Origin of the sequence: Candidatus Nitrospira nitrificans (assembly GCF_001458775.1) — a bacterium.
In the GTDB taxonomy this organism is placed as follows: domain Bacteria; phylum Nitrospirota; class Nitrospiria; order Nitrospirales; family Nitrospiraceae; genus Nitrospira_D; species Nitrospira_D nitrificans.
Genome location: NZ_CZPZ01000004.1, coordinates 49,678 through 60,755 on the forward strand (window position 1 = coordinate 49,678; position 11,078 = coordinate 60,755).

Here is an 11,078-nt window from a genome sequence, read left to right on the forward strand (position 1 = left end):
TGTCGCACGGACGGAATAGGATCGCGGCCTGTTAGAAGGGGACACGGATGCCCAGTTGGACCTCGTTTGGGATGAGGTGTTGTCCAAACAGGCCCCTCAGTCCAGCATTGGTGGAGCCGGAAGAAGACGAGAAGGATGGCGAGGCATGCAGGGAACGGTCTAACTCCGTGACATAGCCGCCTCCGAATCCTGCGCCGATATAGGGCATCAGCTTCGTCCCTCCCACCGACACCTGTTTCGACAGGCTTGGAACGGCCCTCTGGACTACCACATTATTTTCCACTGGCAGGGATGCCGACGGCGCCATTGCCGCCTCCGTGATCATGACGGCGCTCGAAGATGCTGTCACACTGGAGGTTGCCGGCCCGATCGTTGAGTATTCCTCTCCAGTTGGCTCCGCATACGAGAGCGACCAGCACATACCGAAGCCGATCGTAGTGCTGATTCCCAAGAGCAACTTCATTATTGTATGAGTGTGCCGCATATACCTCTTTACCATACAACCTGCCCGGCACCTGGTCAAGAAACCCTCTCTCCCGCCGTGCGGAAACATCGGCCCCCAATCCGTTAACCCATCACACTGTGAGCGTACTCTCATCCGTATGGTGAAACAGATCCGGCCGCCCCGACATGCGGAGTTGCGTGTCCTCCTTGTAGTGAAACCGTTCTGGTCGAGGATGGTCACCGTCAATTCGTAGCGCAGCGTCTTGAACTCCTTGTCGAGGACCGGTTTGAGCAGATCCCATAGGTGTCCGATCCCACCTCTGCGACCAGCCTAAATGGTGGCGGAAGGCGCCGCCGTCCCACCGGCAACCAGCGCCACCCGCGCGGTACGGTGAAACAGCGCAGCACCTGCCCCTCGCTCGGATCCCAGAGCCAGTAGCCCACTTCCTCGTGGAGCAGCACATCACGCTCCCCGATCCGCTGCGCCACCGTCGCATAGCGCGAGCCATACAACACTTGCTCGTGATTGCGTACAGGCCCGATCGGCTCAAGGGTAATCCGTTCGCGAAACTGATTCTGCTCCGTACCCCGATCGTCCGGCTACGCAACATCCTCGCCTTTGTCTCCCGCCCACTGACCCGCCAACATCGTCAGCGGCCCGAGCTGCCGCATCAGATCCGAATCCATAAGACCTCCTGAATAGATAGGATGAAAAGGAAGCATGGACTATACTTCCGTCCGTACCCACAACATAGGTGTCACAAATCAGGGAGGGATGGTAGGAGTTCACCACAATCGGCGCAATCAGGTGGAAGGAGGACGGCCATGCTTCAGACATCCTCTATTTTCTTGGCGAGTCGGCCTCGCCACGATATCGTAGGCGCTGTGCACCGATGAGACGGACACTTGAGCTCCTCTATGCGATCCTACGACATGGTGGTAGTCGGCAGTGGACCAGCCGGCCAGAAAGCAGCAGTCCAAGCGGCGAAACTGTCCAAACGAGTGGCCATCATCGAGAAATCGCGCCAACTCGGCGGAACTTCGCTCAATACCGGCACCCTCCCCAGCAAGACTCTCAAGGACACGATCGAGTATATCCATGGCTTGGGACGACGAGGATTGCACCAGCTGGGTGCAGCGCTCACCAAGCAGTTGACGCTCCCGGACCTGATGACACGCAAGAACCAGGTCATCGAAACCGAAGTCGCCGTGATCACCAATCAGCTGCAGCGTAACGGCATCGAGATCATCCAAGGCACAGCCGGCTTTGTCGATCCCCATACCGTGAGCGTGGTGAGATCGGATGGGCACGTCGATCACGTCCAGGCCTCAGTCATTATCCTAGCCACGGGGTCGCGACCACGCCGCCCCACGGAGATCCACTTCGACGACCTGATCGTGTGCGATTCCGACTCGTTTCTCCGCACGACCAGGAACCCCGCCAGCATCATCGTCCTCGGAGGCGGTGTCATCGGCACAGAGTATGCTTCGATGTTAGCCGCCTTCGGCATCAAGGTCACCCTCATCGATCGGCGGATGCAACTGTTGCGGTTCTTGGATCAGGAAATCGCGCAAGCCCTCGACTCCCAGATGCAGCAACAGGGGGTCGCAATCCGACTCGGACAAGAGCATCTGAACATCGGCATGAATGAAATCGGGCACCCGACGATCCAACTCCACAACGGCGAGACAGTGACCGCCGACATGCTGCTCTACACCATGGGACGGATCGGCAATACGGACGCATTGAACCTCGCCGCGATCGGCCTTACCACTGATCCGCAGGGGCAACTTACAGTCAACGCCCAGTACCAAACGGCCATTCCCCACATCTATGCGACAGGTGATGTCATCGGGTTTCCCGCGCTCGCTGCAACCGCCATGGAACAAGGCCGCCTCGCGGCCTGCCATGCCTTTCAGGTGTACGAGTCGCACGACGTCAACGTGATTCCCTATGGCATCTACAGCATCCCCGAGGTCTCGATGGTGGGGAAAACCGAGGAAGAACTCACCACCGCCGGTGTCCCGCACGCCACCGGAAGGGCTTTTTTCAGAGAAATGGCGCGCGGCCATATCAGCGGCGACCTCCATGGTTTCTTAAAGGTGATCTTTCACTCCGAGACCCATAGGCTCCTTGGCGTCCATATCATCGGGCCTGGTGCCACCGAATTGGTTCATATCGGCCAATCGGTCCTGACCTATGGAGGCGCGGTGGAGTACTTCGTCCACAATGTCTTCAATTATCCCACGATGGCCGAGTGTTACCGCACCGCCGCCCTCGACGGTTTGAATCGGCTGCACCATCATTCATCTCAGCAGTGAGCAGAGACGAAGGGTCTCTCACCAGCCTAGCCGGGCCCTCAGCCTCCGATCGAGAAAGACCTATTGATTCGCCCCGCGCATTTGCGCATACTTTCACACGGGCTATACTTCATGTGTACTCTCGGGCGTCATGATCGACGTGGAGTCGTAATCATGCACTCTCTCCCGACCATCATCCTCTCGGTTCCGAAGCAATCTTCCGGCAAGAACACCCACCAACGGTCTCCGTCTGGAGATTGACTGCCATAGGAGGTGCGCCCATGCCTATTCCACACACACTAAAAACTCATCTCGATCGTGAGCATGTTCATTACGATGTCTTGCCCCATTCAGAAACATTCCGAGCGGTTGCCGTCGCTCAGACGCTCCATGTACCCGAGCAAGAGATGGTGAAGGTGGTGATCGTGAAAGTGAAGGAACGATTCGTCACGACGGTGCTGCCGGCGACGGCAAAAGTGGATGTGACGCGTCTACGGAAGATCTTCGGAACCCATCGCGTACGTCTTGCGACCGAGGAGGAGATCTCGCAGCTCTTTCCCGACTGCGAAGTCGGCGCCATGCCGCCGCTCGGCACGCTCTATGGACTGCCGGTGTACGTCGATCGCTCGCTCACCGGCGATGAAGAAATTGTCTTTGAAGGGGGCACCCACTCCGAGGCAATCCGCATGCGCTACTGGGATTTCGCCGCTTTGGTGTTTCCCGTGGTCGCTGAGTTCAACCGTCCGCCGATGGCGAACTGTTGACGGTATCAGCTCAGGAGGCCGCGAATTCTTCGTTCCTTCCCCTCTGACGGAACTTGTGATCAACCTTGCTCACATCCCGCGCACATAACCAACCTCGTTCAACAAGCAACGACTTCTTTCATCCAAGAAGTACGCCGCCGGGCATTTTGTTTTCAAAGCTGCTAGGATAGGCCTGTGCCGATCAGAATGTGCCACCCTGTTGCAAAAAGGAAACCCATGATCAAAAGTTCACAACTCATAGCGGTCTGTATCGTCCTCTCACTCATCGGCCTCCCGACCCTCACATTGGCCAAGGCGCGTGGAGGATCGGGCGGAGGATTTTCCAGCGGCTCACGAGGCGGAGGGTACGGAACCATGGGCAGCCGTGGGTCCCGTACCCATCAAGACAACGGCGCCAAGCCGATCGAGCAATCCACGACGGCCAAACCATCGACGGCACCGCCGCCAAACGCCGCCAACAGCCCCACGGGCCAGTCCGCGCCGACCACTTCACCGTCATGGTTGCAACGCAACCCCCTGCTCGCTGGAATCGCCGGTGGTCTGGCAGGAACCTGGATCGGACACATGCTCTTCGGCGCGACGGAAAGCAGCGCCAAGACGACGGACACCGAAGAGCCGGCTTCGCCGTCCAACTCATTCGGGCTGATCTTCCTCGTCATGTTACTCGGGGCCGGTGCGCTCTACTATTTCAAACGAGTCCGACAGACACCCGCTCCGGTGTTCACGGGACTCTCGCGCAACACAGCCGCGCGGGGCAGTCTCATTGATATCTCGTCCAACAGCGGCACCGACAGGCCGACGATTGACACGACCTACGCCGTGACCACCGAAGATAAGGCCGCCTTTCAGCAATTGCTGGTCGATATTCAATCAGCATGGAGCGCGCAAGATGTGACAGGACTGCGACGCTGTCTGACGCCGGAAATGCTGAGCTATTTCAGCACCGCCTTGGCCGAAGACAACAGTCGAGGCGTGCAGAATCACGTGGAAGGCGTGGAGTTGCTCAAGGGAGACGTGCGTGAAGCCTGGTCCGAAAATACGACCGACTATGCCACCGTGGACCTACGCTGGAACGCCCGCGACTATACGATCTCCACAACCATCCCGCGCGGAGAACCGGGCTATCTGGTCGAAGGCAGTGAAGAAACACCGACCGAATCATGCGAAGTCTGGACCTTCATGCGCGTGCGTGATGGACGCTGGCTTTTGTCGGCCATTCAACAATAGTCTCCGAGGGAAGGCGGCTGACTCACAGGGTCAGCCGCCGATCCACTTCCAGACAGAGGGTGTGAGCATGTAGGCAGCGGCCGAGACCAGCACCCCGATCACCACGCCAAGAAGCCCCGCCACGTAAAGTCCCGCAAACGGCGCCGCAAACACAACCACGATCATGAACAGGGCCAGCGACCGATGGTCTTCATAGAACCTTCGGCGGGCTTCCGCAGAAAAGGAACCAGTAGAGTGGGAACCATCAGACATGTCTGGCAACTCGGTTCTTCTCGTTTTTACTGTGCTGTTTGTCGCTTCAAGTTCATGCGCAGGGTCTTCACCCCTCTACCATTCACGGAGTTGTGCCCCTTGCCCGTCAGAGACAGCGTGCCACCTCCGAACGTCTCCAGTTCTTTGCATCCCCGCTTGTTGAACTCAACGACATAGGTCAACGCCGCACTCACGGCTACCTTGTTTTCATGATTCGGCGTCGTCTTGGTTTCCTGCGGTTCAAGATCGAACTTTTTCTCTTCCACCTTCTCGCCCAACTCGCACTTGAATTGGATATGGCCGGTCAGGGCAACATCCTTCACCCCACTGTCCTGATCTTCTACCGTCAGCGTCACCACATACTGATCGCTTCCCGCCACCTCGACAGTCTGTCCCTCCTGCACAATATCTTTTCGCTCCTTGGTCACTACATTGTACGTCTGCCAGGCGAGAGTCGGAGGAGAAGCGTCGAAGCCGGGAATTGCCACCATCGGCACCGGCTTGATGCATCCGGTGGATATAAGACCGAGCATGCTTACAGTCAACACAGATATCGTGACAGCGACACGGCTTGATTTCATGAAAGACTCCTTGCGTTCATTGAAGTGAGCGGCGGCATGCTAGGCGGTTCGTGTAGAGGAGTCAAGCGCACGGCAGCAAGCTGCTTGAACTACCCGTGAAAATATCTTTTTCACTCTTGATATCATTCTGGATATCCGTACGGCCGACCTGATAAAAGATGGCGGTGATCGGGTTGTTGCTGACCTAGTCCGAAAGGAATACTGCGTGATGATGTCAGCATTCACAGCAATCGGAGTGCGCATCCGTATACCACGAGGCGCCGTGTCAACAAGCACGAGGAGTACGCAGCACCTCATTCGCCGCGCATGTCGTGCAACGATGTTGCTGGTGACGATCGCCGTCGCGGCTCAGGCGGTGCACGCCGCAGCCGTGGGCCAGACGAAGTTCAGGCGTATCTCCACCCAGTACATCGCGGCTTTGGGCGATCTAGGTGCGACCGCCGGGAGCGGCGCGCAATTGTGGGGTCTGTGGCTGCTGGATCCGGGTCCGCGAGGCGTCAAGCTGAACCATTATCCATCATTGAAGGATGCCGGTGGTGTCGCCCCGGCGCGCTGGAAGTTCGACGAGACGGACTGGTGGCTGGAGGAACACGGCTTGATCATGGAGCAACCGACCGTTCCACTCCCTCCCGGCAAATATCTGGTCACGGGCGCCCGCAAGGTGACAGCCGTGCTGACGATCCATCCCGCCGACAGCCACGGCGACAGGCGCTGGGAGCTCGATCAAGGCGCGACACTCTACGACGTAACCCACCTGGCCTGCCGTTCCGCGCGCTATACACCGGCGGCAGTGGGTGGTGCATGCTCGCCGGCCAACGCAAAGCAAACATCGTTTCCAGTGGCGCCAGGAGGCGCGATGCCTCCGGTCGACGGCTGCACAAAACAGGACTATGCGGTGCTCATCGTGATCGGCGTCGGCGTGGAAGACTGAACCGCGGCGGCACACCGACGGCTTGTGCGGCAAGCTCGACGAAAAACTCCCAACTCATATCCAACCTCGCTGTGACGAATCATGAACGGCGCGGCAAGGTATAGTTGATTCGACAACCGACACAATTCGTCACTAAAAGATCCCCGACCCCTTTAAATGAAACAACCTGACAAATCATTGACAGATTCATCTCTTTACATCGTCAATTTTGACAACAATCACTGCTCAGTTTAACTACGTATGTCACGAATCCTTGAAATGCTGACCCTGACAATTTGGCGCAGCTCTTGCTTACATCGCTGCTAACAGTGAACCTAACCACCTTAGGAGGGATCAATGAAATGTCCGAAGTGTAAAGGGATGCTGCTGCTGGAGCGGTTCTCAGATTTCTTTCTTGTGTTCTACGCATGGAAATGCATCAACTGCGGGGGCATGATCGACCGCACCATTTCCAACAATCGCCGAAAGAGTCTGGCAGCCCGTGAGTCCCAGACGGTTGCCGTGCGCTAAGAAGTTGAGCCAAAGGGGTCGGGAATCTTTTATTATATTAGTTGACCACCGAACAACCACCCGACCCGTGCGCTAGATACCCGCGGCGGTGGAAGGGCCCTGCTTCCCGGCCCAAGCAACGCTGACAGCCTTTCCCGTTGCGCCAGGGGGCGCGATGCCTCCGGTCGAGGACTGCACGAAGCAGGACTATACGGTGCTCATCGTGATCGGTGTGGCGTGGAAGACTGAATACCGGTGGTGTGCCGACAGCTTGCGCGGCAGCTTTATAATGACTCCCGGTACATTTTATCCATCCGAAGCTACACGTTGCATTCTCCGGCACGGTTTGATCCGTCAGCGGATTCGCCACCGTCGGGGCTTGGTTCGAAGGAAACGGTCAGTCAGATTCGCGATGCTCCCGTCGGCAAAGTACAGGGTCTCCACAACGAACGAGCCACTCACCCCGGTCCTTGCGAGTCATCCGAGGTTTGCTTTTTCTCCCTCAGGGATTACACAATAGCAAATACTCATTGCCCCCGCCATCCTGGCCACTATCAATAATCAACAGCGAGGTATCATCGTGAATGTTCGACATGCCCTAGCGATCGTTATGGCACTGAGTGCCTTCGGCAACATCAGCGATGTCCGAGCCGGCTATGATTCAGCCCCTTCCGGCTCTGGCAGCGTGGATGGTTGCGACGGCGTATCGTTTTCCACGTTCCTGCCGAAGCCATACTCACAAACAGACAACAATATAGAAGTCGCGCCGCAATCGGCATTTTCGTTTGTGGCATCCAAGTCGACGTTTCCCAAAACCATTATGGTGATGATCAAGGACGAAAGCGTCCCGGTCACCGTGACGCCTCACTTCGGTGGGTTTCTAGTCAGCGGCAAGATCTCCGCCTCGGCCAAAGGCACCTTCATCAGAATTGCTATTACGGGGAAAGGTCCCAATCTCTGTGAGCGCGGCGACGGATGGCTCTTGAAAGTAGGAAAATGATCGAGGGCAGGATAGAGATGGCTCCGGTTGGTTGGCCAGTGTAGGCCATTCCTAATATGGCGCCTGGTAGATGTGACGACACGGCGGTGCGCCGTGTCGTCAGAATGCCATCTCTACAATCTGACAATTTACATAAAGGGGTCGGGAGTCTTTCTTTATTATCCGTTGACCATGGAGCAACTAGCCGGCCAACGCAAAGCAGGCGGCGTTTCCAATTGCACCAGGTGGCGCGATGCCTCCGGGCGAAGGCTGCGCGAAGCAAGACTATGCCGTGCTCATCGTGATCGGCGTGGGCGTGGGACTGAACCTCAGGCTCTGAGTACCAGCCCAGGGCTGCTCACAGGAATCCCAACTGCTCTCCCTCTAGATCGGCCCTTATCTGCTGCCTGATTCTATCGAGCTTGCTCCCCAAGAGAGGTCTGGAAAATTTGATCTGATTGCTTGAGAGGTGGGCAAGCAACGCGGACTGGACTTTGCGACTTCTGGATTTTGACAGGACTTCAAGGGCATAAAGCCTGTCAATTAGAATATCTTCTCTCCCCTCTCTGAAAATAGATTCGATTTGGGCAAGGCCGTAGACTCATCGGAAAGAAGCCCATCAAAGAACTGCCCTAGCCTTTGAAGCTTATTATGAACAGCAAGCGTTAAAGAGCGAGAAAGTTGCTCTAGCTCCTCACGAGGTAATTGCGTGAGACATTGAATCCAGGCCATTTTTACTTCCACGTTATCTTCTTTCTCAAAAGCCTGCTTTGCCCATGCAGGGCCGTTTCTACCTAGGGTTTTCATACTCAATAAAAGAGCGGCCTGCCTTCTCGTATTCCAGTTTATGCTTCGAAGCCTAGAAAGCCGCCAAATTTGAGACCATGTTTCTGGCTCGAGAATTAATAAGTATCGAAGCGATAGGATTAGGCTTGCTTGCTGAAATGGAAACAGCTCTCGCTCCTTAGCTAGTAATTCCGCTATCCGTTGAGCGGTTACCCTCTGATTGCCACGAAGAAATCGGATATAACTAACCCACTTCTCAGACAACCTGGCATCTGGGTTCCTTTCCATCTGGTCAATAATATGTCGTACTAAGCCAGGGTGCTTTAACAGCGTGTAGGCTGTTTCAGCCTCCTGAAAAGCCGAAACGCCCGATCTTTAATAACACCTTTCCGGCCGCCGATACCTCGCACATAACGCCATAGTACTTTCTGGAACTCCTCACGCGGTTTTACAGTTATCGTCGCTTGCGCCTAATTTGATCAATTGCCTTATTAAGAGCAGCTAGTTCAGGGTCGAACAGTTCCGACCGTAAGTCAGGCCCTTCCAATATTCGGGTTTTAGCACCTTGTATGTTGAGCCGAAGCGAAGGAAGCCTTTCGTTCATGAGGAAGAGAGATTCGCGCGCGACACTTTTCTCCTTCGCAAATACTTTAACGTCATCCATATATCTGAAATTGATCTTCCCTCGATTTCATGGACACGTGGTTACGCGACTGCTGCCCGCGCTTCATACTCAGCTGGGGAGTGATAGCCGAGGGTTGAGTGCCGACGCTGCCGATTGTAGAACCCCTCGATGTATTCGAAGATCTCCTTCTTGGCTTCGTCTCGGGTGGCATAGTGCCGATGGTACCCGAGCTCCCGCTTGAGCGTTCCAAAGAAACTTTCGACGCACGCGTTGTCCCAGCAGTTGCCTTTGCGGCTCATACTGGGAATAAGGCCATACTCAGCGAGTCGGTGCTGGTAGCTCGTCGCGGCATACTGACTGCCGCGGTCCGAATGGTGCAGGAGCCCTACCCTGGGAATTCGGTTCATCACGGCCATCAGGAGGGCCTGCTCCGCCAACTCACCCGTTAATCGCTGGCCCATCGCCCAGCCGACCACCCGGCGTGAATACAGATCGAGTAGAACCGCCAGATAGAGCCAGCCCTCCCGTGTCCAGACGTAGGTCAGGTCTCCGGCCCACACTCGATTAGGAGCTTCAACCGTGAAGGCCCGATCCAGAGTATTCGCGGCCACCGGGAACTGATGCTGGGACTGGGTGGTGGCGCGCCACTTCGTCACGGTCTTCGCCCGAATACCGTCTTGGCGCATGAGCCGAGCGACGCGATGCTCGCCAACGCGGTGCCCCTGTTTGACTAAGGCGTCCCAGATCCGGGGACTGCCGTACGTTTCCCGCGACTCCTGGTGGATCACCCGAATGGCTGAGCGCAGTATACGCGTCTGGATGGACCGGGCACTTTCAGGCCGTGATCGCCACGCGTAATAGCCCGCTGCCGAGACGGCGAGGACACGGCACATTAAGCGGATCGGATAGCGACGGTCGTGTTCGTGGATCACGCGGTATCTCATCGCGACTCCTTCGCGAAGAACGCCGCCGCACGTTTTAAAAAATCCCGCTCCTGCTTCAAAATAGCATTTTCACGCCGGAGCTGGATCAGTTCCGCCTGTTCGGCCCGGAGAGAGTGCCGGGTCTGTCCACACCCCTCAGCCTGCTGTTGCTCCGCGCGCCACCGGTAGAGGAGATGGTCCGCAATCCCCAGATCCCGCGCCACCTGTGCAACGGGATGTCCTGACTCCCGGACTAAGCGCACCGCTTCTTCTTTGAACGCCTCCGTATACGACCGTCGTGTCTTCGAGCTCATACTGTCCTCCGATTTCCTCATTCTCCCACTTAGGGAGGTGTCTGTGAAATCGGGGGAAGGGCAAATACCTAACATCGTGACTTTACCGAACGTAATGAACGCTTCATCTAGAGGAAGAAGATAAATGTTTCCAGGGAAACTGCTGACAGCATTTCCTTGAGGGATGCCGCGCGGCGAATAGGCGCCGTGTACTGCTGGCCACGCCCAATACTCCAACATAGTCACAAGGAAATTGATGATTCGAATTTGGTTGGGAAGATGAGAAACCAGAATGTCCGGAAGAACTTTGAGATCTAAATTTTCGAAATAGGCTGCAATGTCCGAAATTACCAGGAAGGTATATCCGTCCCTTTCATATACATATTCCATTTGCTCAACAAACTGGGGCCATTGCCCATACCAAGACTCCGCAATATCAATTTGCTTCCGAATCGTTTCTCCTTTTAGAAATGGCAGCTGAAG

The 11,078-nt window shown here is 56.1% G+C and carries 12 protein-coding genes; 6 read left to right on the forward strand and 6 right to left on the reverse strand.

The annotated features are described in order from the left end of the window. Positions 1-31 precede the first annotated feature (31 nt). Together COMA2_RS03910 and COMA2_RS20420 are read right to left on the reverse strand one after the other, a co-directional pair. Positions 32-325, reverse strand: a complete 294-nt coding sequence (locus tag COMA2_RS03910; protein ID WP_139077033.1) for a hypothetical protein — start codon at positions 323-325, stop codon at positions 32-34. 362 nt (positions 326-687) lie between these two features. Beyond that, complete coding sequence (locus COMA2_RS20420) at positions 688-1,002, reverse strand: heme-binding beta-barrel domain-containing protein (RefSeq protein WP_217490617.1); 315 nt, start codon at positions 1,000-1,002, stop codon at positions 688-690. 360 nt (positions 1,003-1,362) lie between these two features. Between COMA2_RS20420 and sthA the strand changes: the two genes are divergently transcribed. From sthA to COMA2_RS03930, 3 genes are all read left to right on the forward strand, one after another. Next, positions 1,363-2,766 (forward strand): Si-specific NAD(P)(+) transhydrogenase, encoded by a 1,404-nt coding sequence (sthA, locus tag COMA2_RS03920; protein WP_090894853.1) that lies wholly within the window; start codon positions 1,363-1,365, stop codon positions 2,764-2,766. Between the two features lie 260 nt (positions 2,767-3,026). Continuing rightward, entirely contained in the window at positions 3,027-3,509 is a 483-nt protein-coding gene (locus tag COMA2_RS03925; RefSeq protein ID WP_090894854.1) for an aminoacyl-tRNA deacylase, read from the forward strand. 216 nt (positions 3,510-3,725) lie between these two features. Continuing rightward, complete coding sequence (locus COMA2_RS03930; RefSeq protein WP_175304376.1) at positions 3,726-4,736, forward strand: TIM44-like domain-containing protein; 1,011 nt, start codon at positions 3,726-3,728, stop codon at positions 4,734-4,736. Between the two features lie 30 nt (positions 4,737-4,766). Here COMA2_RS03930 and COMA2_RS03935 read toward each other — a convergent pair whose 3' ends face one another. After that, positions 4,767-4,988 carry a hypothetical protein gene (locus tag COMA2_RS03935; protein WP_090894858.1) on the reverse strand — a complete coding sequence of 74 codons (222 nt, stop codon included), beginning with the start codon at positions 4,986-4,988 and terminating at the stop codon, positions 4,767-4,769. Positions 4,989-5,014: 26 nt separating this feature from the next. Beyond that, on the reverse strand, positions 5,015-5,569 hold the full coding sequence (locus tag COMA2_RS03940; protein ID WP_090894860.1) for a hypothetical protein: 555 nt from the start codon (positions 5,567-5,569) through the stop codon (positions 5,015-5,017). A 262-nt stretch (positions 5,570-5,831) separates the two neighbouring features. Here COMA2_RS03940 and COMA2_RS03945 point away from each other — a divergent pair, with 262 nt between their 5' ends. The 3 genes from COMA2_RS03945 to COMA2_RS03955 all read left to right on the forward strand — a co-directional run bounded on the left by COMA2_RS03945 (position 5,832) and on the right by COMA2_RS03955 (position 7,989). Beyond that, on the forward strand, positions 5,832-6,500 hold the full coding sequence (locus COMA2_RS03945; protein ID WP_139077037.1) for a hypothetical protein: 669 nt from the start codon (positions 5,832-5,834) through the stop codon (positions 6,498-6,500). A gap of 336 nt (positions 6,501-6,836) precedes the next feature. Further along, positions 6,837-7,010: a hypothetical protein gene (locus COMA2_RS20040; protein WP_090894863.1), complete on the forward strand. Its 174-nt coding sequence runs from the start codon at positions 6,837-6,839 to the stop codon at positions 7,008-7,010. A 559-nt stretch (positions 7,011-7,569) separates the two neighbouring features. Next, positions 7,570-7,989, forward strand: a complete 420-nt coding sequence (locus COMA2_RS03955; RefSeq protein WP_139077039.1) for a hypothetical protein — start codon at positions 7,570-7,572, stop codon at positions 7,987-7,989. A 522-nt stretch (positions 7,990-8,511) separates the two neighbouring features. Here COMA2_RS03955 and COMA2_RS20425 read toward each other — a convergent pair. Together COMA2_RS20425 and COMA2_RS03970 are read right to left on the reverse strand one after the other, a co-directional pair. Next, entirely contained in the window at positions 8,512-8,775 is a 264-nt protein-coding gene (locus tag COMA2_RS20425) for a hypothetical protein (RefSeq protein ID WP_217490613.1), read from the reverse strand. Positions 8,776-9,459: 684 nt separating this feature from the next. After that, positions 9,460-10,616 (reverse strand): IS3 family transposase gene (locus COMA2_RS03970; RefSeq protein ID WP_407919004.1). Its coding sequence is split into 2 segments (ribosomal slippage): positions 9,460-10,352 and positions 10,352-10,616, totalling 1,158 coding nucleotides; the frame shifts between segments, so codons are not numbered across the junction. Positions 10,617-11,078 lie beyond the last annotated feature (462 nt).

Bases quoted from the DNA above. Each gene is read 5' to 3' on its own strand.
- COMA2_RS03910 (WP_139077033.1), bottom strand. From the start codon at position 325: ATGATCACGGAGGCGGCAATGGCGCCGTCGGCATCCCTGCCAGTGGAA.
- sthA (WP_090894853.1), top strand. From the start codon at position 1,363: ATGCGATCCTACGACATGGTGGTAGTCGGCAGTGGACCAGCCGGCCAG.
- COMA2_RS03925 (WP_090894854.1), top strand. From the start codon at position 3,027: ATGCCTATTCCACACACACTAAAAACTCATCTCGATCGTGAGCATGTT.
- COMA2_RS03930 (WP_175304376.1), top strand. From the start codon at position 3,726: ATGATCAAAAGTTCACAACTCATAGCGGTCTGTATCGTCCTCTCACTC.
- COMA2_RS03935 (WP_090894858.1), bottom strand. From the start codon at position 4,988: ATGTCTGATGGTTCCCACTCTACTGGTTCCTTTTCTGCGGAAGCCCGC.
- COMA2_RS03940 (WP_090894860.1), bottom strand. From the start codon at position 5,569: ATGAAATCAAGCCGTGTCGCTGTCACGATATCTGTGTTGACTGTAAGC.
- COMA2_RS20040 (WP_090894863.1), top strand. From the start codon at position 6,837: ATGAAATGTCCGAAGTGTAAAGGGATGCTGCTGCTGGAGCGGTTCTCA.
- COMA2_RS20425 (WP_217490613.1), bottom strand. From the start codon at position 8,775: ATGAAAACCCTAGGTAGAAACGGCCCTGCATGGGCAAAGCAGGCTTTT.